The 25,033-nt window shown below is 42.2% G+C and carries 29 protein-coding genes and 1 pseudogene; 12 read left to right on the top strand and 18 right to left on the bottom strand.

What is annotated here, in order from left to right; all coding sequences use genetic code 11:
- Window positions 1–178 precede the first annotated feature (178 nt).
- Entirely contained in the window at window positions 179–718 is a 540-nt protein-coding gene (locus tag BUA78_RS11330; RefSeq protein WP_072914520.1) for a YpiB family protein, read from the top strand.
- 167 nt (window positions 719–885) lie between these two features.
- Entirely contained in the window at window positions 886–3,558 is a 2,673-nt protein-coding gene (locus BUA78_RS11325; protein ID WP_072914518.1) for an EAL domain-containing protein, read from the top strand.
- 116 nt (window positions 3,559–3,674) lie between these two features.
- Here the strand turns inward: BUA78_RS11325 and BUA78_RS11320 are convergent, their stop codons facing one another.
- Entirely contained in the window at window positions 3,675–5,048 is a 1,374-nt protein-coding gene (locus tag BUA78_RS11320; RefSeq protein WP_072914515.1) for an amidohydrolase, read from the bottom strand.
- A gap of 119 nt (window positions 5,049–5,167) precedes the next feature.
- The gene (locus tag BUA78_RS11315; RefSeq protein WP_072914513.1) at window positions 5,168–5,821 is read right to left on the bottom strand and encodes a SanA/YdcF family protein; all 654 of its coding nucleotides are present in this window, start codon (window positions 5,819–5,821) and stop codon (window positions 5,168–5,170) included.
- A gap of 458 nt (window positions 5,822–6,279) precedes the next feature.
- Here BUA78_RS11315 and BUA78_RS11310 point away from each other — a divergent pair, with 458 nt between their 5' ends.
- Together BUA78_RS11310 and BUA78_RS11305 are read left to right on the top strand one after the other, a co-directional pair.
- Complete coding sequence (locus tag BUA78_RS11310) at window positions 6,280–6,558, top strand: autorepressor SdpR family transcription factor (RefSeq protein WP_072914511.1); 279 nt, start codon at window positions 6,280–6,282, stop codon at window positions 6,556–6,558.
- Window positions 6,558–7,208 (top strand): SdpI family protein, encoded by a 651-nt coding sequence (locus tag BUA78_RS11305; protein ID WP_084082394.1) that lies wholly within the window; start codon window positions 6,558–6,560, stop codon window positions 7,206–7,208. The genes BUA78_RS11310 and BUA78_RS11305 overlap by 1 nt, the downstream gene beginning before the upstream one ends.
- Window positions 7,209–7,251: 43 nt before the next feature.
- On the opposite strand, the gene BUA78_RS11300 is transcribed toward BUA78_RS11305, so the two are convergent.
- Both BUA78_RS11300 and hslO read right to left on the bottom strand, forming a co-directional pair.
- Window positions 7,252–7,533, bottom strand: coding sequence for a Dabb family protein (locus BUA78_RS11300; RefSeq protein WP_072914509.1), 282 nt, complete (start codon window positions 7,531–7,533; stop codon window positions 7,252–7,254).
- A 19-nt stretch (window positions 7,534–7,552) separates the two neighbouring features.
- Window positions 7,553–8,437, bottom strand: coding sequence for an Hsp33 family molecular chaperone HslO (gene hslO, locus BUA78_RS11295; RefSeq protein ID WP_072914507.1), 885 nt, complete (start codon window positions 8,435–8,437; stop codon window positions 7,553–7,555).
- A 171-nt stretch (window positions 8,438–8,608) separates the two neighbouring features.
- Here hslO and BUA78_RS11290 point away from each other — a divergent pair, with 171 nt between their 5' ends.
- On the top strand, window positions 8,609–9,316 hold the full coding sequence (locus BUA78_RS11290; RefSeq protein WP_072914498.1) for a gamma-glutamylcyclotransferase family protein: 708 nt from the start codon (window positions 8,609–8,611) through the stop codon (window positions 9,314–9,316).
- A 41-nt stretch (window positions 9,317–9,357) separates the two neighbouring features.
- Here BUA78_RS11290 and BUA78_RS11285 read toward each other — a convergent pair whose 3' ends face one another.
- The gene (locus BUA78_RS11285; protein WP_072914496.1) at window positions 9,358–9,816 is read right to left on the bottom strand and encodes a CBO0543 family protein; all 459 of its coding nucleotides are present in this window, start codon (window positions 9,814–9,816) and stop codon (window positions 9,358–9,360) included.
- A gap of 164 nt (window positions 9,817–9,980) precedes the next feature.
- Here BUA78_RS11285 and BUA78_RS11280 point away from each other — a divergent pair, with 164 nt between their 5' ends.
- Window positions 9,981–11,306, top strand: coding sequence for an acetyl-CoA hydrolase/transferase family protein (locus BUA78_RS11280; RefSeq protein WP_072914494.1), 1,326 nt, complete (start codon window positions 9,981–9,983; stop codon window positions 11,304–11,306).
- 94 nt (window positions 11,307–11,400) lie between these two features.
- Here BUA78_RS11280 and BUA78_RS11275 read toward each other — a convergent pair whose 3' ends face one another.
- From BUA78_RS11275 to BUA78_RS11245, 7 genes are all read right to left on the bottom strand, one after another.
- Window positions 11,401–11,796 carry a NifB/NifX family molybdenum-iron cluster-binding protein gene (locus BUA78_RS11275; RefSeq protein WP_072914685.1) on the bottom strand — a complete coding sequence of 132 codons (396 nt, stop codon included), beginning with the start codon at window positions 11,794–11,796 and terminating at the stop codon, window positions 11,401–11,403.
- 151 nt (window positions 11,797–11,947) lie between these two features.
- On the bottom strand, window positions 11,948–12,811 hold the full coding sequence (locus tag BUA78_RS11270) for an ATP-binding protein (protein WP_072914492.1): 864 nt from the start codon (window positions 12,809–12,811) through the stop codon (window positions 11,948–11,950).
- The gene (locus BUA78_RS11265) at window positions 12,808–13,656 is read right to left on the bottom strand and encodes a P-loop NTPase (protein WP_072914490.1); all 849 of its coding nucleotides are present in this window, start codon (window positions 13,654–13,656) and stop codon (window positions 12,808–12,810) included. The genes BUA78_RS11270 and BUA78_RS11265 overlap by 4 nt, the downstream gene beginning before the upstream one ends.
- Window positions 13,657–13,667: 11 nt before the next feature.
- Window positions 13,668–14,027, bottom strand: a complete 360-nt coding sequence (locus tag BUA78_RS11260) for a NifB/NifX family molybdenum-iron cluster-binding protein (protein WP_072914487.1) — start codon at window positions 14,025–14,027, stop codon at window positions 13,668–13,670.
- 170 nt (window positions 14,028–14,197) lie between these two features.
- Entirely contained in the window at window positions 14,198–15,040 is an 843-nt protein-coding gene (locus tag BUA78_RS11255) for an Mrp/NBP35 family ATP-binding protein (protein ID WP_072914484.1), read from the bottom strand.
- Window positions 15,033–15,482 carry a DUF134 domain-containing protein gene (locus BUA78_RS11250; protein ID WP_072914482.1) on the bottom strand — a complete coding sequence of 150 codons (450 nt, stop codon included), beginning with the start codon at window positions 15,480–15,482 and terminating at the stop codon, window positions 15,033–15,035. The genes BUA78_RS11255 and BUA78_RS11250 overlap by 8 nt, the downstream gene beginning before the upstream one ends.
- Before the next feature lie 267 nt (window positions 15,483–15,749).
- On the bottom strand, window positions 15,750–15,935 hold the full coding sequence (locus tag BUA78_RS11245; RefSeq protein WP_072914480.1) for a PspC domain-containing protein: 186 nt from the start codon (window positions 15,933–15,935) through the stop codon (window positions 15,750–15,752).
- A 231-nt stretch (window positions 15,936–16,166) separates the two neighbouring features.
- Between BUA78_RS11245 and BUA78_RS11240 the strand changes: the two genes are divergently transcribed.
- The 3 genes from BUA78_RS11240 (at window position 16,167) to BUA78_RS11230 (ending at window position 18,500) form a co-directional block, all read left to right on the top strand.
- Window positions 16,167–16,424 (top strand): DUF1294 domain-containing protein, encoded by a 258-nt coding sequence (locus tag BUA78_RS11240; protein WP_072914478.1) that lies wholly within the window; start codon window positions 16,167–16,169, stop codon window positions 16,422–16,424.
- A 331-nt stretch (window positions 16,425–16,755) separates the two neighbouring features.
- Entirely contained in the window at window positions 16,756–17,376 is a 621-nt protein-coding gene (locus tag BUA78_RS11235) for a chromate transporter (protein ID WP_072914476.1), read from the top strand.
- A gap of 107 nt (window positions 17,377–17,483) precedes the next feature.
- A complete protein-coding gene (locus BUA78_RS11230; protein WP_072914474.1) occupies window positions 17,484–18,500 on the top strand; it encodes an asparaginase in 1,017 nt (338 codons plus the stop codon).
- Between the two features lie 116 nt (window positions 18,501–18,616).
- Here the strand turns inward: BUA78_RS11230 and BUA78_RS11225 are convergent, their stop codons facing one another.
- Window positions 18,617–19,195, bottom strand: a complete 579-nt coding sequence (locus BUA78_RS11225; RefSeq protein ID WP_084082393.1) for a cell wall hydrolase — start codon at window positions 19,193–19,195, stop codon at window positions 18,617–18,619.
- A 201-nt stretch (window positions 19,196–19,396) separates the two neighbouring features.
- On the opposite strand from BUA78_RS11225, the gene BUA78_RS11220 reads away from it, so the two are divergent.
- Window positions 19,397–19,642 (top strand): hypothetical protein, encoded by a 246-nt coding sequence (locus BUA78_RS11220; RefSeq protein WP_072914470.1) that lies wholly within the window; start codon window positions 19,397–19,399, stop codon window positions 19,640–19,642.
- 595 nt (window positions 19,643–20,237) lie between these two features.
- Here BUA78_RS11220 and BUA78_RS11215 read toward each other — a convergent pair.
- From BUA78_RS11215 to BUA78_RS11205, 3 genes are all read right to left on the bottom strand, one after another.
- On the bottom strand, window positions 20,238–20,516 hold the full coding sequence (locus BUA78_RS11215) for a TM1266 family iron-only hydrogenase system putative regulator (RefSeq protein WP_072914468.1): 279 nt from the start codon (window positions 20,514–20,516) through the stop codon (window positions 20,238–20,240).
- 287 nt (window positions 20,517–20,803) lie between these two features.
- Entirely contained in the window at window positions 20,804–21,280 is a 477-nt protein-coding gene (gene ybaK, locus BUA78_RS11210; RefSeq protein ID WP_072914465.1) for a Cys-tRNA(Pro) deacylase, read from the bottom strand.
- 10 nt (window positions 21,281–21,290) lie between these two features.
- Window positions 21,291–22,163, bottom strand: coding sequence for an AraC family transcriptional regulator (locus BUA78_RS11205; protein ID WP_084082392.1), 873 nt, complete (start codon window positions 22,161–22,163; stop codon window positions 21,291–21,293).
- Window positions 22,164–22,325: 162 nt separating this feature from the next.
- Here BUA78_RS11205 and BUA78_RS11200 point away from each other — a divergent pair, with 162 nt between their 5' ends.
- A complete protein-coding gene (locus tag BUA78_RS11200) occupies window positions 22,326–23,522 on the top strand; it encodes an MFS transporter (RefSeq protein WP_072914464.1) in 1,197 nt (398 codons plus the stop codon).
- Window positions 23,523–23,686: 164 nt separating this feature from the next.
- Here BUA78_RS11200 and BUA78_RS11195 read toward each other — a convergent pair whose 3' ends face one another.
- The gene (locus BUA78_RS11195; protein WP_072914461.1) at window positions 23,687–24,052 is read right to left on the bottom strand and encodes a DUF4180 domain-containing protein; all 366 of its coding nucleotides are present in this window, start codon (window positions 24,050–24,052) and stop codon (window positions 23,687–23,689) included.
- A gap of 219 nt (window positions 24,053–24,271) precedes the next feature.
- Between BUA78_RS11195 and BUA78_RS21075 the strand changes: the two are divergent.
- Window positions 24,272–24,730 (top strand): annotated as a pseudogene (locus BUA78_RS21075) (LysE family translocator); the annotation flags it as partial.
- A gap of 127 nt (window positions 24,731–24,857) precedes the next feature.
- Here BUA78_RS21075 and BUA78_RS20650 read toward each other — a convergent pair.
- A partial coding sequence (locus tag BUA78_RS20650) for a zinc ribbon domain-containing protein (RefSeq protein WP_139257343.1) occupies window positions 24,858–25,033 on the bottom strand: 176 nt, incomplete at its 5' end.

Here is a 25,033-nt window from a genome sequence, read left to right as displayed (position 1 = left end):
ACATCAGTTGTTGTTTTTCAGGCAAATAGGGTGCTACCGGCGAATAAACATAGACATGGGTATGACCCCTTGGAGGTATATGTCATATATTACCGCTCCTCAAAAAGCAGGATTTATCATGGCTCAAGTCTAATTATTAATGTTTAAGCTTCACAATTCTGTTAAAGGGGGGACCATCATGCTAGCCAATAGTCTGGCCGAAAAAAGGGAATTGATTGTCTGGTTTCTGCGTACCAATCGATTAAAAAAACCTGAGGCAGCTCAAGTGCTTGAATTTATCAAAGGTGACAAGACACTTCTATCCCGGGTGCAGTTTACTCACAATTTGTCGGATAAAAAAGATGCTGTACTGATTTCCGCAGTGTACACCAATACCTTCCCCTTTGATTTTCGTAGAAATAACGTCAGTTATGGCTCAGTGGATGAGGTTATTTATCAGTTAAAACAAAATCCTCCCACAAAACTTTACATGTGGCTCTCCTATGCCAGTCCACCCAATTGCTTGCTCTGCACCCAAACCAATCGGAGAAGGGTCGCCACTAAGCGGAATCCAGCTGCTATTGCCCATCGGATGTTGGTGGATGCTGTGCGAACTGTTAACAAAAAGGAAGCTCGTCGCAAGGCACTATTGTTAAAAATTGATGAGTGCTTGGATGAAAAAAACTCGCTTGAATTTAAGAAACTCACTGAAGAACTGCACCGTCTCAGTTCCGAATAGGAAGACTTGTTATGGCCTCCGCCTTTTGCGGGGGCCTTATTTTATCTGTAATATTTTATAATATTTTTATAATTAACATATGTTAAAAAAAGGTAATATTGTGGTGCTGTAGAATTTACTTTATCATAAGAATTATGAGTATTCCCAAAGCGTGAGGTATTTTTTAAATGAATAGTTTGACGAATAAAGAACGGGAGTTAAAAAATTATATTGATAATTTAATTACCCTCAACGGGAAGGTAGCACCAGACGGAACACTGTTATTGGTCAATGAGACAGCTGCGCAACTAATTAATACCCCCTCAGACCAACTGGTGGGCCAAAAGTTTTGGGAAACCCCTTGGTGGAATTATGATTCAATCCTTAGTAACAGACTAAAAAAGGCTGTCAAAAGAGCGGCTTCCGGACAAACCGTTTATTTCGAAGCTAAAAATCGTACTAGTAGTGGTAAGTATATCTATATTGATTTTACACTAAACCCTGTCTTAGATGAAAATAATCAAGTCATCTACTTGGTGGCTGAGGGCAGAGATATTACCCAGCGGAAACTCATTGAGCAAGAATTGGTCGCTGCCAATGAAGAAATGACCGCCAGTAACGAAGAACTCCTTTCCATTGAAGAAGAATTGAGAATGATTAATGGGGAACTAGGGCAAGCCCACCATGAATTATACAATATTCTAGAGAGCATTACCGATGCTTTCTATGCCGTGAATGACCGCTGGGAAGTAACCTATGTCAACAAAGAAGCAGAGAAACTCTTAGGCCTTAAGAAAGAAGATCTTATTGGCAAATATTTGTGGGATAGATTTTATTCGGTTATTGATACTTCTATCCACTCTTCTTTGATGAAGGTAATGGAAGAAAAAGTTCAGATGCATTTTGAATATTTCTTTTCGCCACTAGGCAAATGGTTTAATATTCATGCCTATCCCTCACAGCAAGGTCTTTCTATCTATTTTCATGAAATTACTGAATATAAATTAGCCCAAGAAAAACTTGCCCTACAAAACCGTTACCTAACAACCCTGCACCAAACTGCCCTAGGCTTAATGAATCGCTTAGATTTGGATGAACTACTTGAAGACATTGTATCCCGCGCGGCAGCTATGTTGAAAACCGAACATGGTTGGATTTATCTGGTTAATAGTGATCAGAATGAAATTATTTTGCGCTTGGGGATTGGCCAATGTAAAGATATCATTGGCTTTCGTATGAAACTAGGTGAAGGACTGGCAGGTAAAGTTTGGCAAACCGGCAAACCGATGGTGGTTGAGGATTACGCGACTTGGGCTGGACGTTCCTCTAGTTTACACTTTTTGAAAATCCATGCCGGAGTAGCTGCACCTCTTACATCAGGATCCGAAGTGATTGGCATCATTGGTATTAACTTTTCAGAAGAAAATAAGGAAATCGGAACTGATGAAATATCACTGCTGACAGGCTTCGCCCAATTAGCCTCTATCGCTCTAGATAATGCCCATTTATATAATGCCGCCCAGCAGGAGTTAGCCGAACGCAGACGGATTGAGAAAATACTACGCTATCTCGCCTATCACGACCCTTTAACTGACTTACCTAACCGCTCATTGTTTAATGATCGTCTCTCCATTGCCCTAAGCCAAGCCCAAAGGTACAGCAGTAAGTTGGCCGTTTTATTTTTAGATCTGGATTACTTTAAGCAGGTAAATGATACCCTTGGGCATGATATGGGCGATCAGTTTCTCAAAAGTATTGCCAGTCGTCTGTCTTCCCTTTTACGTAAGAGCGACACCATAGCTCGCATCGGTGGAGATGAGTTCACTATTCTATTGCCGAATATCAATAGAACTGAAGATGCCGGTAAGATCGCTCAAAAAATTATAGAGACCATGAAAGAACCCTGTCTCCTTGGCAATCATGAATTTCATATCACCACCAGTATTGGTATCGCTGTATATCCAGCCGATGGCGAAGATATTGAATCTTTGTTAAAAAATGCCGATGCCGCCATGTACCAGGCTAAAGTAACGGGGCGTAACAACTTCCAATACTATACCCCTGCCATGAATGCCACGTCTCTGCAGCGTTTGGAATTGGAGAATAACCTCCGGCGAGCCTTGGACCGAGATGAGTTTATTATTTACTATCAGCCACTGGTGGAACTCACCACGGGTAAAATTATTGGTATGGAGGCATTGATCCGCTGGCAGCACCCTCAGTGGGGATTAATCTCTCCCGATGAGTTTATTCCGGTAGCAGAGGATACTGGGTTGATTGTTTTCATCGGAGAGTGGGTACTTCGGACTGCCTGTGCTCAGAATAAATCTTGGCAAGACGCGGGATGTCCTCCTATGCGAATAAATGTGAACCTTTCGGCCCGCCAATTCCAACAAAAAAACCTTGTCCAAAGAATTGCTAAAATTCTCCAGGAAACCCAATTGGACCCTCAGTGGTTGGAATTGGAAATTACCGAAAGTGTGGCCATGAAAGATGTGGAATTCTCTAGCAAAATGTTGTTTGAACTGCGAAAAATGGGGATTACCATCGCCATTGATGATTTTGGCACCGGCTATTCTTCTTTAAGCTATCTAAATCGCCTTCCCATTGACATGATTAAAATTGACCGTAGCTTTATTCGAGATATCTCCCATGATCCAGGTGATGCCGCCATTGTTAGCACCATCATCGTGCTGGCCCAAAACTTAAAAAAGCGAGTAACCGCCGAAGGAGTGGAAACGCAAGAACAGCTACAATTTCTGCAAAATCACCAATGCAATGAAATGCAAGGCTATTTATTTAGCCGTCCCCTACCAGTGGAGGAATTAAGTTCCTTATTATGCAGATATATCGAAAATTAAAAACGGTAACGGTCGTCAGCCCTCAGCCTGGTTGGTGAACTAAGACTTACTCTTTAACCGGCTGGAAGAACTAAAGGCTGAAGGCCGATGGCCTACCCAAGAGCCGCAACATCGGCTCATTGGGCAGCAGTACGAATCACAGGAAAACGCTCCGGTAAAGTAATGCCTGCTTTTTTTATCAGGGCTGCGGCCCGTTCCTGGGTCACCTGTAAGATTTTTTCTTCACTCATGGTAAGGACTTTTCGACCACGCATGAGCCACCTGCCATTACACATAGAAGACTCCACATTACTGGAATTCATGGCATAGACCAGATTAGCAATGGGATCGTGCATGGGTAAGCTGCTCGGAGATGTCGGGTTAATCATAATTAAATCTGCTTTTTTACCTGGCTCCAAGGAACCGATTTCATCCTCCCAAAGAAGACAGCGAGCACCATAAATCGTAGCCATTTCTAACACCTTCTCTGCTGGCACCACTTGGGGATTCAGGGTGCGTCCCTTGTGGATTAAAGAGGTGAGATACATCTCGCTCATCATATCCATGCGATTGTTGCAAGGAGCACCGTCGGTACCAAGGGAAACCGGGATACCCCTGTCCAACATATCAGGAACCCGAGCAAAACCAAGTACCTTCATAGCTGCACCAGGGTTATGGGATACCTTTACATCATGTAACGCAAAGAGATCAATTTCTTTATCTGACAGCCATACAGTATGAACAGCCAGGAAATTGCGATCCAGTACCCCTAATTTCGCCAGGTGTTCCACCGTGGGGAGCCCTCTGCTCTCCCTGGCAAACTGGATCTCTTCCAATACCTCGGCCACATGCATATGAATTCCTACACCATATTGATCTGCTAATACTTTGGTTCTTTTAATTAACTCATCCGAATTATTAAAAATAGTCCTTAAACTAAACCAGAAGCGGATGCGCCCCTCGGCCTGACCATGCCAGCGTTTCAGCAACTCTTCTTGTTTTTGCAGGGCAACTTGGGTATCTTCTTGCCAACGGGTGGGTAGCCCTTCTCCACAATCCATGGTGGAGCGGGCTAAATTAGCCCGTAAGCCGCTTTCTGCCACCGCTCGACCCATGCCGTCTACTTCCTGTCCACCCGCTTCGGCAAAGGTTGTTACTCCTGATTTAATTAGCTCCAGACAACAAGCTAAGGAAGAAATATAGGAATCCTCCAAATCCATACTGCTTTCGTAAGGCCAGATCCTCTGCCGCAACCAAGTTAATAAATCTACGTCATCACCAATCCCCCTGGCCAACTGTTGGGACAAATGGACGTGGGTGTTGATAAGACCTGGCAGTATGATTTTTCCCTTGGCATCCACTACTTCCGCATCATCCATAATTTGTTCTGGCGCAACCATCCCCACAGCAAGAATGCGATCACCTGCGACCAGTACATCTCCACCCTCAAAAACCTGCCGCTGTCCATTCATGGTAATGACTAAACCATTCTTGATTAGAATTTGTTTCATACTGGCTCTCCTTATCTCCTCTATAATCTCTGTTAAATATCTTAAATTCTAGTTATTACACAATATTTCCGGAAATCCCTGCAGAAAATAGCCCTTCTGGTTAGGCGGGTTCCCCTTGCTTAATCTCTGGTTTGTCTGCCATCGCCGTTAATCGAGATAACCGGCCCAAGGAATTTGGGCTGTGGTTTTAGTAGATGTACGTTGATAAAATCCTTATTCCTGGCCACGATTTCCCTGGCTTCATTGTATTGGATACCGCTATATAGGTGTTTATCTGCTTTGTAGCCTTTAGCCTCTAATCCCATCGTACGGGCTATGTAGATGGCCCTGGGTAGGTGAAACTCCTGGGTAACGATGATGGCAGAAGCTACTTGAAAAACATCTCTACTGCGATACATACTTTCATAGGTGCTAAAGCCAGCATGATCCATAAAAATATCTTCACTCGGAACACCCAATTGCTCCGCATAACGCCGCATGTGATTCACTTCATCGTAGGATTCCTGTCCATGGTCACCACTCATTAACAGTTTCTTGACCTTACCCATATTGTATAATTCTACAGCAGTTTCCACCCGGTCCCGCAGCATATCACAAAGGTATCCATTGGGCGTGACATAGGCTCCTAACACAATGGCTGCTTCTGCCTGATACGAATCCTGCAGATCAATCATATGGCGTTGTCCTGTTTTTTTCATATATCCGTTGACACCTAGCAGCAGTACCACAAATATTGCTATTAGTAAGGTAACTCTTTTAAACCATCTTTTCATGTTCTTACCACCTATCCCCATAATAACCTTTCTCAAAATATCCAAAGATATATTCTGTATATAAGTTCCCCTTCATTATCATGATAATATAGTTTCATTAAATTCTCCCCAAACCCTTCATTCGGATTTACATTTAATTTATATCCGCAATGTCTAATCCCTTGTGACTTGAAAATAATAAACTACTGGTAGCCCCAAAAAAGCCTAAAATAAATATTACAATAATAATTTTTTCACCTCTTCAACTCCACTTCAGGTATTTATGATAAGGACGTTACCTGGAAGGATTATGTTACACTATAGTTATAGAATGATACAATAACCGGCCTATTGCGTTGCTCAACACCTCTGTCTATTTTATTGGCAGTAATTTACTATCCTGTTTTTATTGACTTCTACCCACGAAAATACTATATTGATATTTAGATAAATATCTAAATATCTAAAAGGGTGATGTTATGGCTGGTATTAATGCAACTTTTCAAGCTTTATCAGACCCTACCAGAAGGGAAATCCTCAGAATGTTGCGGGAAAAAGATTTAACTGCTGGCGAAATCGCCGACCATTTTCATATCTCCCGCCCCAGCATTTCACATCATCTGAGTATCTTAAAAAATGCTACTTTGGTGTTAGATGAACGTAAAGGGCAATTCATTTACTACTCTTTGAATACCTCGGTTTTGGAAGAGGTTATGGGCTGGTTTGCCGGTTTTATTGACAAAGGAGGGGACTCATAATGAAAACAAGGTATGGTATAAAATTTAGTTGGCTTACCCTGGGCTTCCTTATACTTTTTTGGGGCCTTTGTGCCTCTTTTTATCCGTCTCTGCCAGATCAAGTACCCTCTCATTGGAACCTGCAAGGGGAAGTTGACGACTATTCCCATAAAGCTGTGGCCAGTTTAATTATGCCGCTGTTACCTCTGGTTCTTTATCTGGGCTTAACCTTTACCCCGTCTCTTGATCCGAAAAAGCAAAACTACGAGAAATTTGCCTCCAGTTATGAAAAAATCAGAACCGCTATTGTATTGGTCATGCTCATGATTACTCCTTTGCCCCTGCTCATAGCTAGGGGATATGAGATTAACGTAGCATTTTTGATCAAAGGCATACTTGCCCTGTTATTTGTAGTATTAGGAAATTACATGAGCAAAATCAGGTACAATTATCTGGTGGGATTTAGACTTCCTTGGACGCTGGCTAATGAAGAGGTATGGAACAAAACCCACCGTGTTGGTGGGAAATTGATGGTGTTGGGAGGACTTTTGGCACTCCTGTCGGCCTTTGTAGACTCAACACTCGGTGGTATTCTATTTATGGCGGGTATCTTCCTCCCCACCATCATCACTTTGGTTTATTCTTACCTACAATACCAAAAAGTTAAGTAAAAAAGCAGCATGCCATTCCAAAAGAATGGTTGCTGCTCTTTTATTACGATTGGTAATCCACCGCCACCGCTGATTCCTTGACAGTGCCGATAAGTTTTGCGACTTCCTGATGATCAGGATGCACCTGGTAAGCGTCTAAATCCTCCAAAGAATCAAATTTAGTTACCAGCGCCAAATCGTAAGAACGTTCCGAGCGGATGATATCAACACCCACTTCTAAGTGGCGCAATTGCGGAACCTTACCCTGTAGACCCAACAAGGCTTCCTTAACCCTTTCAATATCCCTTGCATCCCTGAATTTAAAAAAGACAATATGTGTAATCATCCCTGCCACTCCCTTTAGATTATTTGGTTTGTTCTTCAATTCTCACTAAAATTCTTTGCAAATCTTCTTCCTCAAAACGATATTGCTCGGAACAAAAATGGCAGTTAACTTCCGCCCCCCCTTGTTCCTCCAGCATAGAACTAACTTCCTCCTTACCAATGCCGATCAGTAAATTCTCTAACCTTTCCCGGGAGCACTGGCAGCAGAAACAAACAGGATTGCTTTCCAGAATTTTGATATCTAAGCCCTGAGTGACTCTGTTAATAATATCCTCAGGGGTTTCACCGTCCTTAATTAAGGTGCTGAGCTGGGGCAACTTAGCCAAATTCTCCTCCAGGCTGCGTAAAACATCTTCATCGGCATTGGGTAATAGCTGCAATAGTAATCCACCGGCGGCAACCACGGAATTGTCTGTGTCCACCAAAACTCCTAAAGATACCGCAGAAGGGGTCTGTTCAGAGGTGGTAAGGTAATGTGCCATGTCTTCCGCTATTTCTCGGGAAATTAATTCCACACTCCCGGTGAAAGGCTCCTTTAACCCCAAATCACGGGTAATATGCAATTGTCCTCGACCTACCGCAGCCCCCACCGGCAGCTTACCCTCCGGTGTACTGGGGAGATGTATCTGGGGTTCCTGGACATACCCTCTTACCTGACCATTGGCATTGGCAGAAACAATGATGGCCCCCAAGGGACCGTCTCCCATAATTCGAACGGTTAAAATATCCTCTCCCTTTAGGTTGGCCCCTAATAGTAGGGCTGCCGTCATGGTTCGACCTAATGCCGCCGCTGCCACAGGCCAGCAGTTATGTCTTCGTCTTGCTTCCTCTACCGTCTCTGTGGTCCTAGCCGCAAATATGCGAAAGCTACCGTCGGTAGCAACTCCTCTTACTAAGTAATCCAATTGGCATAAACCTCCATCCTTTGTTATCCAAGTAAATCTTACCTCTTGCTAGCCCTACATGTCAATTTCGCAAAAATAGTTTATGGTTTACAGAGTATAATAGAAAGGGAATAATGATTCACACATAGAAGAAGTAGTATCATTTTGTCCTTTAAGGAGGTAGTTGGACCTATGACTGATATAGATTTAACCATGGCAGTTTTAAGTATCATCCGTGATGCCGATAATGCCCCTTCACTTCAAATGATTGCCAACCGGGGAAATTTTTTAACCGAAGAATTAATCCAAGTTATCAATTCCCTTACCTCTCAGCAATTAATCTTTTCCTTGGATGAAGAGGCTGACAGGCCCATCACCTCTTGTCGCTTTTTAACCGTAAAGGAATCTCAGCAAAAGGTAGATATCCTGGTTTCAGATTATTTATCTGAGTTGGCTGGCGAAGGTAGGCTTTATTTTGCCTACGGAACGAATCTTAATCCTGACCACATGTATCAAAATCGCTGTCCGGGTAGCCATTTTTTGTGCCGGGGTGTTTTGGAGGGGTATCGGTTAGTTTTTAATCAAAGTGCTACTCCAGGAGGTATGGCCGGATTTGAAAGATCCCCGGGAAATATGGTCTGGGGAGTGCTTTATTGCTTGCCGCCCGGAGGACATCAGATTCTCGATGCCAATCAAAAGCAGATAAGTCAATGTCGTAAGATTCGAGTGGTGGTAAAAAGTTGTTTTGGTAACCTCTGTTGTGATAGTTATAGGACACCTGCTGATGACAGTTTCTTACCTAACCGCCAGTATCTTGAAAAAATGTACAGTGGCGCTCAATTCTTTGGACTCCCTCAGCAATATCTCCGCTGGCTTGCAGCCTTACCCATTAGCAATTAACAGTTACCCCCCTGCCATTGCTGGACAGGGGGGCATTCATCTTAAAAAAAGCTTTTCATTGAACTGGGTGCCAACTGAAAGGTTTGTGCCAGCCAGGTTAGTGATGTGATAGCCGCCAGGTCTACGATAAAGCTAGCCAAAATATGCCAGTTGAGATAATTAGCGACACCCGTTTGCAAAATCAAAGCCTCCGTGGCTAAATAGAGAAGAGAAACCACCAAGATATTAATAATCTGTAAAGACCTCTTACGAGGTAAATACTGGGTAAATAGAACTCCTATGACGAAAATCGGACCAAATTTATAAAAAATTGAGCAACCTGCCCAGGGAATGATCAGATCCCTAAATTGATATAAATGTAAATGTTGACCACCCCAATCAACCAGGGAACCTAGGGCAACAGTAAAAATCCCACCAAAAATTGTTCTTCTTAACTGCTGAACATCTACCATAAAATAAAATATAATCCAGGACACGATAGCCGTAATAAACCAGGGCAATTTATCCTCCTCCTAAACCTTTTATCGCTACTATTTTTGCATGTATGAGACAAATCTATACAGACTAAACAGATATCCAGAAGGGATTTAGAATGATAATGTAGAAGTCTTATAGTTGATCTTTTAAGTAAAATTTAATATTCGGATTTCAAGGAGGGCTTTTCATGGCCTGGCAAGATCGGGGATTTGTTACCAGTAATCCAGATTTATTAAAGGATCAATACAGTGCTAGATTGGTGACTGCAGCTAAGGCTGTAGAATGCATTCGGCCAAATAATGATGTTGTGGTAGCCTTTGGTGTCGCAGAAACCCCTGTGCTGCTTGATGAAATGGCCAACCGCAAGGACCAATTAAGGGACGTTCGTATCCATCAAATGATACCTATGCGCCCGGCAAAATATCTGGAACCTGGCATGGACGAACATTTTACCCATGTGTCCTGGTTTACCAGCGGTACCAGTCGAAATGGTGTACAAAGTGGTCGTTTCGATATCATGCCCAATTATTTCTCCCTCTCCCCCCGTATGTTTGCTGAATTTATTGAAGTGGATGTGCTGATGGCCACTGTTTCCCCCATGGATAAATATGGCTTCTTTAGTTTTGGTACTTCCATAGATTACACCACTACGGTTGCTGAAAAGGCTAAGAAAATTATCCTGGTGGTAAACCCCAATATGCCCCGTACCCATGGTAACACCTTTATTCACGTAACCCAGGCAGATTTCCTGGTGGAAGATGATTCCCCCCTACCGGAGATACCCTTTCTGACGCCGGGAACTGAGGATTTGGCAATCGGCCAATTCGTGGCTGATTTAATCGAAGATGGTTCCACCCTGCAACTGGGGATTGGTAAAATTCCTAACGCAGTGGCTCAAGCCCTGTTAACCAAAAAAAACCTGGGGATTCATTCAGAGATCCTTACAGATGGTATGGTGGACCTAATTGAGGCTGGGGCAGTTACGAACAACGCTAAATCCATTCATCGCGGCAAAGCCCTGGCCTGTGCGGCCCTTGGGACTAAAAAATTATACGACTTTCTCAATGACAATCCCATGTTTGAACTGCATCCGGTCTCCTATACCAATAACCCCAATATCATCGGCAAAAATATCAAGATGGTTTCCATTAATGCAACTGTAGAAGTAGACCTGTTGGGTCAATGTGCCTCAGAGACCATTGGACCCATTCAATACAGTGGTACCGGCGGGCAAGTTGATTTTGTTCGGGGAGCTGTGCAAGCCCCCGAGGGTAAAGCCTTTATTGTCCTACATTCGACTGTGAAAGGAAAATCCAAAATTGTTCCCATGTTTCGGGAGGGAACTGTTATTACCACTAGTAAAAATGATGTAGACTATATTGTTACGGAATATGGCGTTGCTAAATTATCCGGGCGTACTTTTAAGCAACGGGCAGAAGCCCTAATCAACATTGCTCACCCGGACCATCGTCCGGAACTAAGAGAACAAGCAAAAAAAATGGGTCTGTTATAATTCAAACGCCTTTAAGACCCCACCTACAGAGGAAGGGGCTTAAAAGCGTTTAAAAAAACACCCGCAATGTGTTTAACACATGCGGGTGTTTTTTTTAGTGGGCGCAGCCACCGCCACCATGATGATGATGGTGATGATGTCCATCACCACCGCCGCCACAACCACAGCTAACAGGGCGAGTTACCAGGTTACCCGCTGCATAGGCCTCGGCGACACTTTCCAGAGAACCAGCAGCTCCGTTAACGACCTTAAGGCCAAGCTTTTCCAGTGCTTGAATCATATGTCCACCGATACCACCACAGATAATAACCTCAATCTGCTCATTTTTTAACATATTGGCAATGCCACCGTGGTTATGCTGCAATCCTTCGTTGGAAATAATTTGTTTGTTCTTTACTTTTCCATTTTCTAATTCGATAATGCAAAACTCTTGGGTAGTACCAAAATGTGCATTAACTTGACCCTCTCTTGCTGGCATAGCAATTTTCATTAGTTCTCCTCCTTTTATGTTATCAACATTTTTGTTGACCGATGCCAGTTCTCCCCCACAGCTACAATTTTTCGGCTTTTCTTTAGTCCTTCCAGGAACCTTAAGATACTCAACAATTTTACCGCAACGTAGACATTGATACCGCAACATTTTACCTGGCTCCTAGTAGATGTTTGACCTGCTGCCAGAGTTCGCCAAGGGGCTCTTGGGCAGCTCCTTGACCCAAAATCGTTACGGGAATTCCTTTTAAAACTGCTTCGGCCATTGCTGCATCATAGGGAATCTTGCCAATAACCGGCACTTCTAATTTTTCGGCTAAATCTTCAATAAACCTGCAATTATCCTCATCCAAATTATATTTATTAATACAAACTGCCGTAATACACCCAAAGCCCGACGCTACCTTAACTATTCTTTCTAAATCATGAATGCCCGAAGCTGTGGGTTCGGTAACAACTAAAGCCATATCGGTTCCCGCTAAGGAAGAAATAACCGGACACCCTATGCCGGGTGGTCCATCACTGATGATCAGGGATAAATTATGCTCCTTAGCCACCTCTCTGGCTTTTTTTCGTACCCTATTTACCAATAGCCCGGAATTACCTTGGGCAATACCTAATTTAGCGTGTACCATCGGACCCCATTTAGTATCTGAAATATACCAGTGACCAGAGAGATGCGGCTTCATTTTGATGGCCTCAGCAGGGCAAACATGGTAGCAAACTGCACAGCCTTCACAGGCATAGGAGTTGATCTGTCCCTTTTGAATGGCCTTAAATTGGCACAGCTCTTCACATTTTCCGCAGTCGGTACAAAGTTCTGGAAGAATTTCTGCTTTCTTTTCACCATAGAACTCATAGGTTTCTTTTATGCTGGGGTTCAGTAAAATATGGAGGTTTGCAGCATCCACATCACAATCACAGAGTAAAGAACTACCCGCCAGGGTAGCAAAAGCACCTAGAATACTAGTCTTGCCGGTGCCACCTTTACCACTAATGATGGTCAATTCCTTCATTGTGCCACCTCCCTAACCACCCTCTGGTAAAGTTCTAAGAACTTTGGCTTCCAATGGGGATCACTTTCCACCAGAGTTATTCCCTTGGCATAGGCTCTGGCAATTTCGGTTTTGAGGGGAATTCGCAAAAGTATCGGAAGTCCTTTATCCTCGCAATAACGGTCGATGATATCGTTTTCGGGAACATCCCGGTTAATAACGACCCCGCAGGCAATGCCTAATACCTGAAGCATTTCTACTGCCAAAACCAGATCATTTAAGCCAAAGGGGGTTGGCTCGGTAACCAGGATACAATAATCTGTTCCGTCTACTATGGTCATTACAGGACAAGAACTACCAGGGGGACCATCGATAATGACGATACTGTCGGGATCTTCCTTTGCCCGTACAGCCTTGATCACGGGTGGGCTGATGTGTGTACCTAATTTTAATGTACCACTAACCAATGTAAAGGAGCCTGATTGGCTAATTCCTACAGCCCCCACTTCCCGAGGTGTGGGTTGCAATGCCTCGGTGGGACAAAGATACCAGCAACCCCCACAACTATGACAAACATCTGGAAAGATCACTAAGGTTCTTTTCATCAGGGCGATGGCATTAAATTGGCAAACCTCAACACACTTTCCACAATACTGGCACTGATCATAATCTACTTTGGGAATCGGTAAAAATACCTTTTGGCTGCCAGCTTGCTTCATCTTAAAAAATATATGGGCATTGGGTTCTTCCACATCACAGTCTAATAATTGAACGGGTCTTGGTTGGTCCATCAAGGATAAGGCAAGACTGGTAGCTACCAAAGTTTTGCCGGTACCACCTTTACCACTGGCTATGGATATTCTCATTCCACACCCCCCTAACTCCCATGAGGCCCGACATTAGGACCACTAGCCTTGCTAAGATTACCGTTCCGATATTGTTCCAGTAAGTCCTGTACCTTGCCCTTAGTACCCGTGTACACCTTAATCTCGGCAGCCTCCAGCGCAGTGAAAGCATTGGGGCCAACATTTCCTGTAATAACCACATCCACTTGGTGGTTATGTAACAAGGTGGCTGTGGCAATGCCGGCAGCACCAGTAGACAATCGGCCGGTATTTTCAATAGCCCAGGTTTCACCAGAGACATCATCCACAATTACAAAATACTCACATCTGCCCAAGCGCGGGTTTAATTCATCTAATTGGGTCTGGCCAGAAGCGGAAACAGCTACCCTCATTTTATTCACTCCTTTTAACCTAAAGGAACGTAATCCCCGTAACCAATCACCAACTCACGGCCACCCTTTGGCCTTTGTAATCGCAGGTAAAATCCTTGCCTCTTGAGCTACCCTCACTATAAACGGGAATCACGGCCTGCTCTTTAAAATTTGCCTACATCATTTACCTACTAACCTACTTGGCTTTTCACTTTAAGCAGTTTAGGGATATCTTCAAAAACCTGAATAGGGGCTTCTTCCACTAAGCCATTGTCACATAACCGGGTAAACTCTTGATCAATGGGAAGAACCTCTAATACCGGCAGACCATCCAGTATATCCCCCTTCTCCAAAGCCTTACCAAAAATCTCAAACTTCTCGCCACACTTGGGACAAGTAGCATAGGCCATATTTTGCACAAAACCCAGTAAAGGAGCTTCCATAAGGCCAGCCATTTTAACAGCTTTCTTAACTACCATCACTGCCAAATCCTGAGGGGAAGTCACTACCACGATGCCATCCACCGGAATTTGCTGCAAAACCGTTAATGGAACGTCACCCGTGCCTGGAGGCATATCAATTAGCAGGTAATCTAATTCACCCCAATTTACATCTGTCCAAAACTGTTTCACTGCTCCTGCAATCATCGGCCCCCGCCAAATAACCGGTTCATCTTCCTTTTCTAGCAGAAGATTCAATGACATAATGGGAATACCTGTACGACTTTGGGCAGGTAACATAAGCCCCTGGCTGGGCGGTACTCTTTTTACCCCAAACATCTTAGGGATACTCGGACCGGTAATATCTGCATCTAACACGCCTACTTGGTAACCCATTCTTTTTAAATTTACTGCCATTAGGGAAGTAACCGAGGATTTGCCGACACCCCCTTTACCACTCATAACAGCAATGACATTACGAATTTTACTTGGTCCACCGGGATGAAGTTTAGGGGGTGGACTGCATTTCTCTCCGCCGCAGGTACCCTCATTCATTTCTCCACAACTTGAACACTGTCCATTTTCATTACTCATCCTTTTCTCCTCCTCCGCCTATGTGCATCTTTCCCGACTCTCTTACCAAGGTCCGCCAGTTCTTCGAACAGCATTTAGGACACTTCGTATGATGTCGACAAAAGGTTCCTTCCCATCTATGGCCGCATTGACCACACTCCAATGAGCTAAGGGAGAGCCGAAAATTTCCTCCCTCCACTCTAATCGCTAAACCATTGATCAGTGCCTCGGAAATCTTTTTTCTTGCCCCTGTAATCATTCTTTGAAAGGTTGGTCTGGAAACAGCCATTTTTTCCGCACAAAATTCTTGTTCCAGTCCCTCCAGGTCACTCAGTCGGACTGCTTCTAATTCTTCCACCGTTAACACAACCTCGGATAATTGACTCATCGGAATACCCTGAGGTTTAAAATAGGTCACCATGGGTAGTCTTTCAACCAAGCGGCACTTGGGGGGTCTTGCCAATTTTTACACCTCATTTTGATCTTTTGTTCATAACCATATTATAACTATAATGAACATATGTCAATAATTTTACATAACTATTTTTGAGAAAACGGCAAAAGTTATGACAAAATCAAATCTTGAATTAATTAAATAAAACTTTTATAATTTAATTTTTTACTTATCCCCGCTTCAACAATCAAAAAAAATAACCCATCCACAAAATGAATGAGTCATTGAGAGTTGGTATTAATTTTTAAATTAATTAACATAACGCTACTACCTTCTTTATTCACTGGGTATTACAAAAGCGAGAATTAAGTAAATCAACAAACCTGGAAAAGCAGCAGAAAGTACAGAAAGAATTACGTAAATGACCCTTATCACTGTGGGGTCCATATCCAAATACTCCGCAAGCCCGCCGCATATGCCGGCAAGCATTTTATGGGAACGCGAGCGAACCAACCGTTTCATCTGTATCACCTTCCCTTTAGATAATTAGAAAAACTTGCTTACGCCAAGTCTTTAGACGCCGGCGTACCCTAAGGGCACAAGTAAGCTTAGTTTGCTCTTATGCATATCGGAAAGTTTTTATACTTTCCGATATGCCAAAAATAGACTTTATTAAAATTTATTAGACAAAATAAACCATATTCCTTTATACTATAATTAAGAACTAACTATCGCATAAAAGGGGGGATACGGATGGAAGTTTTACTATGGTATCTGCTGGCAGTAAATATTTTCACTTTCATCATGTTCAATCTTGATAAGTGGTTTGCCAGCACCGGAGGATGGCGCATATCCGAGAGAAATCTCCTCATTGCCTGTCTGCTTGGAGGGGCACCGGGAGGTTATCTTGGGATGAAATTTGCCCATCATAAAACAAGAAAATCATTTTTTGCCTTTGGCGTACCGGCCCTTGGCATTCTCCAATTAGTTTTATTCATTTGGATACTATGATAGTCATTGTTATTCTTTAATTATAACACCCCGCTGCTTATTGCAGCGGGTTTTTTGATGCCCTGATAATTATTTAAAAAAGTTTTTCTTTCAGGAAGGATCATAAAGCACTAGGTAGAATAGTATGTTTATGGTATACCAGTATACCATGCAAAGGATTTTATTTACCTCATAGTTAAATACAGCTCCGGTTCATACGAGTCTAACGAGAAAGGGAGGGGATTCTATTGTTTGGTGAGTTATATTATGAGAAATACTCATGATTACCACTAGACACTAAGATTCATTAAAAATCGATAAATCGGATACGTTTACACAAGGAGTGATTTTAATGTCAGATAACAAAATAAAACCCCTTGAACTTCCAGATGATCAGCAAAAAATTCATACTGCTGCGGTGGCAGCAGCAGTAGCAGTTCCTTTTTACTTGGTCCTCTGGCAGCTGTTTGTAGCCTTTGGTCGTGCCAACATTTTTGGTTTTGGCGGAGGTCCCGCTGTAATTCCCCTAATTCAGCAAGAGGCTGTTGAAAATTTCAAATGGCTTAGTACTGAAGAATTTACTGACGCCTTAGCCATGGGCAACGCATTACCGGGTCCTATCGCTACAAAAATGGCTGCCTATGTAGGCTACAAAATTGCTGGTATCTCAGGAGCTACCTCAGCCCTGTTGGGTACCGTTGTACCCACCGCCGTAGCCATGCTTGCTTTAGCCGGTCTCTATTTTAAATACAAAGATGCACCCCAAATGGTTGGTATGCTAAAAGCGGTGCGTCCGGTAGTGGTAGTGCTTTTGGTGCAAACTGCTTGGGATATGGGTGTAAAGTCTTTTCCTATCCCAGTTACCTGGATAATCGCTTTAATTGCTTTAGTGGCCGTCTTTCAATTTAAACTGCATCCCATTATTTTAATTGTCTCTTCGATGCTCTACGGGTTATTCTTTTTAGCCCGCTAATTACCAAATCCAAACCCGCAACATAATCAGTGCATTTTTCGAGCCAAAGTATTAAACTAAGTTTAGAGAAAGATCCTTTTATGTGAATATGCGGGGGGAATATACAGATGTCTGAGCTACTGATTAACGTTGTTCGCGGAGGCCAAATGGAATCCCAACACCGTGGACATTTAGTAATCGCTGATAGAGATGGAACTGTGACTTTTAGTTTAGGAAATCCCGATCACGTTACCTACTGGCGTTCAGCAGCTAAACCCTTTCAGGCTTTGCCTTTACTGGAACGTCATGTAATAAAGAAATATAACTTATCCAGTCAGGAGGTGGCTTTGTTTACCTCTTCACACAACGGTGAAGAACAGCATACAGAAGCCATCCACCGACTTCTCAGCAAACTGGGGTTATCCGAATCAGACTTAGATTGTGGTATCTCTGCCCCCATGCATCTCCCCACCGCTAAGAAAATTTTGGCATCAGGCAATGCGTTTACGGCATACCACAATGCTTGTTCTGGCAAGCACTGTGGCATGCTTGCCCTTGCCCTTCTTTTAGAAGCTCCCTTGGCTGGATACATTCAGCAAGACCACCCGGTTCAGCAGGAAATGCTTCAAACCATCTGCCAATGTACCTCCCTATCACCTGATAAAGTCCGTCTTGGTGTCGACGGCTGCGGGGTACCAGTATTTTCTTTACCCCTCCGCCATATGGCCATGGCCTATGCCCGACTTTCCTTACCGCAGGGTTACTTTGAACCGCATAGACTAGAAGCTATGAATATCATCCGCCAGTCCATGACGCAATATCCCTTTTATGTAGCGGGTACGGATCGTCTTGATACCATACTTATGGAGGTCAGCCAAGGAAAACTAATAGCTAAGATGGGTTCCGAGGGAATTTATTGCATAGGAATTGTTGATCAGGGTATTGGCCTAGCCTTAAAAATCGAAGATGGTAGTTCCCGGGCCATTGACCCGGTGGTAATCCAGGTATTACGTCAATTAGGCTACTTGAATGAGGATGCATTTGAAAAGCTACAGCAGTTATGGCAACCAATATTAAAGAATCATCGTGGCGATAAAATAGGTCATTTAGAAATAGGATTTAGCTCCCCGCAACCTAAATGTTAAGACATACAACAGTTAATTAACTTTCATCAAAGACCTGTTGCCCAATGAACTGAACCCCCTACAATAGCCAAAAAAAGGGGAGTGCGCAAAAAGTAGTTTGCGACACTCCCCTTTTTTTATTTAGCAAATACGTGTTTACCGATTTGATCTGTTACTGGCCTAGACCATACCCACTTACTTTTGGCAGTAACTGGATTCCAGAAATACAGAGCGCCCTTGGTAGGGTCGGAACCATGAATGGCTGCCTGCGCCGCTTTTACAGATTCCTGGGATAAAGGTCTTTTATATTGATTATTCATCACAGATTCAAAGGCCAAGTCTTCATACACCACTCCAGACAAAGTTTTGGGAAATTGCTTATCTTCTAGCCGATTCAAAATAACAGCTCCCACTGCTACTTTCCCCTCGTAAGGTTCATCTGCCGCCTCACCTTCAATGACCATGGCTAACAGAGTAACTTCATTACGATTTAGGTTTCCCCGGGAAACTTGAGGTTCTTTAGGCCTTGAATTGTTCTTTACAGTAGTATCCTCTTTTTGAATTTGCTCTTTTTCAGTAATTGCTTTTGCAACTTGTAGTTTTTCTTTATTACCTGCTACGTCCGCTTGTCCTGCTGGTTTGGTTAAAGGCACAATAGATATTCCTATTGTCGCAAAAATAAGCAGCGTTGCAATAGTTTTTTTGATATTCATCATTTTTTCACTCCTTTCAAGGAAAAGCAAAGCTTTTGCGATGTCTGGAGTTTGTGGGAGTGCGGTGCTTGGTTTCTAGACTAACATAGCTCGATCCAGATATAAACCCACAAATACTGCCATACTTGGCAACTTGATACTGCTGCATAATGAACCTTCGTTAAGGATACATTAGGACAATAAAGACTTTAGGAGGTATTTTTTATGGCGAATATTACAATTCATCTTAATCGAGTTGATGGAAACGAAGCAATAAAAAAAGTAGAGCAAGCCATCAGCAAGGTTGGCTTTGAAGATGAATTAACGATCACTATGGCATCCTTCAATGCTCATCACTCTGATGAGGTAACCGATTTACTGGCTCGCAATCATTTCGATTATCAACCCATCGGCAGTCACGGTAATGAAGAATATATTATCACTGCCAGAAAAACTGCCAAAAGAAGATAAGTTAAAACATACCCACATTAGAGCGCCGGCCTAAAACTGAGGGATGATGTTAACTTTAGCCCTGATTAATAGACAAGCCAAACCAGCACCTAGGTAAACTAAAGACCACTGATGCCATAGCAGTAAGTAATTTGGGAAGTTCCCACAGTAGAGGTGCCTCTCACAAAAGCACCACTAAATATCTAGAACTAACAAGGTAGTTAACTTGCCAGCCTCGGTGCCAAATCCATAGTGGTTTCACCAAGCGGCTGGAATGGTCGATCGCCAAGGTTATAAAAAATATGTACTGTTGCCAACTTAGCGCTTTTCCCCTTTCCCTGTTCTCGTATTGATGAATGTATTATATTTTCTCAGTATTTTTAGGACATGCCTTGGAGTGAAGCTTGCCCCTTTGCTCACCACAGGTAATTTTATTGTTAGCGCAGTCTCCACAGATACAAGTTGTTCCCACACAAGTAAGACATTGGCAATCACTGCAAGGGCATCTCATAGAAAAATCAACTCCCAGTCTTTAGTTTAATATAAAGAATGATTAGTGCCGATAAGTAAGGGGTGGTTTGAATTCTTTGGAAAAAACCACCCCTTAGGAACTAGATCAATTAGTCTCACAAACCTGAAAAGATTCCGGTTGGCTAAAATGAATGCAATCAATGGTTACCCCATGCAAACTTTTTAATTCCTGTTCCATCTTTTGGTATTCATTTGCTGTGGCTTCCATAGTCAGCGTAATAATCCCTCGCTCCCGGCTGGGGCTAGGGATGCCATTCCGACATAAAATGCTGCTGCCAAAACGAGTAATGACCTGCTGTACATCCGGGGCCTTGGTACCACGTTCATCAACCATCAAACCAACCACATAAATATCTTTCTGCACGAAAAAACCTCCCTTATCCAAACTTATAGCTTATTATGGCTAATTCTCTCCCAAAGATACCCTTTCAAAATATTAAATGGTAACAATTATTTTTAGTACTATTTGTAGCATCTTTTTATTGCTAATAAGTTTAATCAGCACCAAGGTCACAGATACGAAAAAGAATTTGATGACGAAAAATAAAGTAGATTAAAACACTGTTATTGAACAACCTAACTACGTAGTAAAGGACAGTCCTAGACTTTGAGGACTGTCCTTTAGCTATGGCATTCCTTAATTATGTAATCCTATTTTGAACAAATGATATCAGCTAAACTAAATCTAATCGCCTTTTTTAATTCTTCAAGACTTATCTCTACCTGATAACCAATTTTCCCGGCACTAAATATGATTGTTTCGAAATTAGTTGCCGACTGATCCAGCGTAGTAAAAAAACTTTTTTTCATACCAATAGGGGAGCATCCTCCATGTATGTAGCCAGTAATAGCCAATAGATCTGCCGCTTTTAACATTACAATTGTTTTTTCGTTAACACTGTCAGCAGCTTTTTTAAGATCTAATTCACCTGCAACTGGAACCAGAAAAACATAATATTTATTTGTTTTCCCCACTGTGACAAGTGTTTTAAACACTTGATTCGGATTCTGATGCAAAGCATCTGCAACCTCAATGCCACTAATAGCATTTGTATCGATATAACTATGAATTTTATATTCTATTTTCATTTTATCAAATACTCTCATTACATTTGTTTTATACGCCATATTTATCACCCTAAACTTTAGTAATAGAAAGCTCTTTTGCTACATCTTTTGGTGAGATGTTTTTATATTTTCTGAACAGGCGGCTAAAATAGTTACTGTCATTAAAGCCAACGGCTAAAGCAACTTCACTGATAGGCAAATGGTGTTGCTGCTGCAGTAACTTCATCGCCGCATTGATACGTAAATAATTAACATATGCAACGGGCGGCATGCCGGTAATGCTTTTAAACAGACGGCAAAAATGATGTGGACTAACATTAGTCATGGCTGCAAGACCTTTGAGGTTAATTTTTTGATCATAATGCTCATCAATGTATTTTAAAACTGACCGCAACTGATGGTGCTGCCGGTTTTTAATCTCTTCAGTAACCGGTATGGCATAACACCGCATAAGCAAAACAAGAATGCGGTAAAAACCAGCCTTAATCCATAATTCATAACCCTGTCTTTTCTGTTCATATTCGCTGAACAGGTCCAAAACCTGGCTAATTAGTTCGTCGTCGTTCTTAATCTTATTTTGAAAACGAATACGGTTCTGTAACAAGGGCGTGATGTATTTAGTTTGGCATAGGTCATCTTTATGGCTAAGAAGGAAATTAAAATCGATGAGGATATAGGATTCGACAAAATGGGAACAGCAGTTTTCTACATAATGAATGTCATTAGTATTTATAATAACCAGGTCTCCTGCGCTAACAGGGATCGGTTGGGAGTTGCAGTGAATGATGGCACTCCCCTTCTCTATATAGAAAATCATTAATTCCTCATGCCAATGCTTTTTTAAAATAGGCCCTGGCTCATGATACTCTTTACGCTCCATTCTAATCGGAAAGTCACTATTTATATCCTGATAGATCATCTGACCGTTGCCGGCAATAATCATAGAGTTTCCCCCTTAGCCGATAATATCAATATCGTGCTAAAATCAAACAATATTATTCATGAACCCTCCTGCATTTTCTACTATAATAGGGCCTGTGGGATTTATGCAATCAATATTATCCTGGTAAAAACAGTTTGTCAATTGTACAGAGGAGTGTGTCTATTGTTTCGATATGTAAAAAGTATTCCTTATCCCATCTGGCTGATTACGTGCGCCCATGCCGTAACCGATTTATCATCAGGCGCCTTGTTTGTAGCCTTGCCTTTTTTCAAAGCAAAATTCGGTCTTAGCTATGCTGAATTAACCGCTGTCGTGCTACTGCAAAGCTTAACTTCATCCGTCAGCCAACCGATCTTTGGTTATTTAAGTGATCGGAAATCGCGGCCGTGGTGGATGCCCTTTGGTTGTTTCATAGCCGGAGCGATGATGCTTGTTTCATTACTGGTACCAACTTATCCACTCGTACTGTTGTGTACAGCAGTCAGCGGATTCGGCGGTGCTATTTTTCATCCGGAAGGAGCAAAAATAGTCAACTGGCTAAGCGGTAAAGCCAAGGGCAAAGGTGCCAGTGTATTTTCAGTCGGCGGTAATGCAGGCTTTGCCCTTGGCTCGTTGTTTTTAGGCACCTTGTTAATCGGCAGCCCAACCATCGTTTATTTATTTATAGTGCCTAATATTGTAGTTTGCATTTTGTTGCTTTTGGTCTTGAAGCAGTTAACCCGTCTGCCGCAACGTAAACAAGGCGGTTCAGGTAAGGTCAAAGTTGCAATCAGTATGAATCTGCCGTTGCTGGCACTGCTCGGGATGGTACTGGCACGATCGACGGTAAATTCCGGGATCAGCACCTTTGTCCCCTTGTATTACACATCGTTCCTGCATGGTAACTCCGCCTATGCCGCTTCTTTATTGACGGTTTATTTAGCCGCCGGTGCAGCAGGCACTTTACTGGGAGGACCCTTAAGTGACCGTTACGGCAGCAAAAAGGTTATGCTGTACTCTATTTTACCAGTTGCCCCACTCTTGTATCTCTTCAAAGTATTAGATGGCGTTGGGGCGTTTATTCTTTTAGCGCTTGTTAGTATTCTGCTGGCGGCAACCTTTACAAGCAGTTTGGTGATGGCGCAAAAAATGATGCCGGGTAATATCGCCATGGCTTCAGGTCTGACATTGGGGTTCAGTATTGGTTTAGGGGCCATGGGTGTCTTGGCACTTGGTCATGTTGCCGATACATTGGGACTGTCGTGGGTATTTAATCTATTATCGGTCTTGCCTATAGCTGGCTTTATCCTCACCTTATTTGTTCAGGAACCTGATGATGCTTCGGCAAAACAGCCGGTACCCGAAGTTCGCTCCACTTAGTCTTGTCTATACAAAGAAACCTCTCACCAATTTAATTCAGTGAGAGGTTTTACTAGTTCATAATAGTTCCCTTTATCCTCAGTTTCTTAGCCTTCGTACCTCACAAGTGAAAACTAACCATTAGGAAGTTATCCATCCAAAATATAAAAAATCTTTTTTACGCATTAAACAACAATCAATTTTTCTACAGCCTGTTCTTCAGTTGGCAAGAAAAATATATCTTTTCCGTGGTTACTTTCATAAATAAAATCTTTCAAACTTTTACTTTCATAGACTGAAAAATCACCGACCATGGCAAGTTTAACCTGATAATTAATAAACTTTTGTAATATTTCCCCTGCAAGTCCTGTGTTTAAGTGAAAAAAGTCCTCACAAATTGCTGATTTATTTATAATTATACGATTACAGCCGGTTTCAAACGCTACTGTTGCAATAAGATCCAATGCTGACTGAACATCTGAAATCAGTATTTCATTAGTACTTATAACAGCAATCTCGATACCATTCTCCTTTATTGTAGTTATTTTCATAATCATCCTCCAATGTGTCAATCGTTTTGTGTTAAAGATTAGTTTTTCTATGAAAAGATCATTTGATTTTCCGGAATTGGTATTACTACCCTATCTAAAATAAGTAATAATTGTGAATTAAACAGATAGAAAAGTAGGTTTAAGTCATGGAGTTTTCCCTGAAAGAATTGCTGTCCTTTGTAAGCATCGTGTTGTTATTAGTTATGTTATGTACATGCCATACTTGCGGCGATTGGATTATCCGTTATTGTAACACAATCAACACAATTATATATGGGTATAAAATTTTTAGGCTCGATTTACATTCTATATTTGGGTTTAACAAGTCTGTACTCCTCAGGTCTTTTAGGAAATAAACCAGACAATAATTCTCCAGTATCTATTGAAACCACTACCAATAAAACCATTGAAAATTTTGGTTCTTCCTTTTATCAAGGTTTAATCAGCAATATATTTAATCCGAAGGTGGCACTTTTTTATTTATCCCTTATGCCCCAATTTGTTCATAATCAAAATAACTTATTATCGGAAGTATTGTTCCTTACTTTTCTCTATTCACTCGTATCTGCCGCATGGTATTCTTTACTTGTTTTATCTGTTGATAAGTTTCATGTGTTTTTATCAAGAAACTCTATTAAACGAAGAATTGAAGCTATTTCCGGGATGTTCTTGGTCGGACTTAGCAGTGAACTCACCCCCACCTTCACTGATGTTCAGGAAGGGTCTTCCTGGTTCATTGTGGGATGCACCCACCCCAACTCCCCAAGCATTTGCCGTAGTTCCTACGGTACAGAATATCTATTGACTAAGAAGCTCTTTTTTCTAATACCTTTGCCGCATTGTGATCACGATCCAGCACCAGACCACAGTGGCGGCAACGGTGTATCCGTTCTGCCAAGTCTTTCTTTACGATAGCACCACATTGACTGCATTCCTGAGAGGAACCATGGGCTATTACTCTTATAAACTCCCGACCAGCAC

Source organism: Desulforamulus aeronauticus DSM 10349 (assembly GCF_900142375.1).
In the GTDB taxonomy this organism is placed as follows: domain Bacteria; phylum Bacillota; class Desulfotomaculia; order Desulfotomaculales; family Desulfotomaculaceae; genus Desulfotomaculum; species Desulfotomaculum aeronauticum.
Note: the sequence above shows the minus strand (reverse complement) of the source record. Positions and strands in the feature narration are given on the sequence as shown.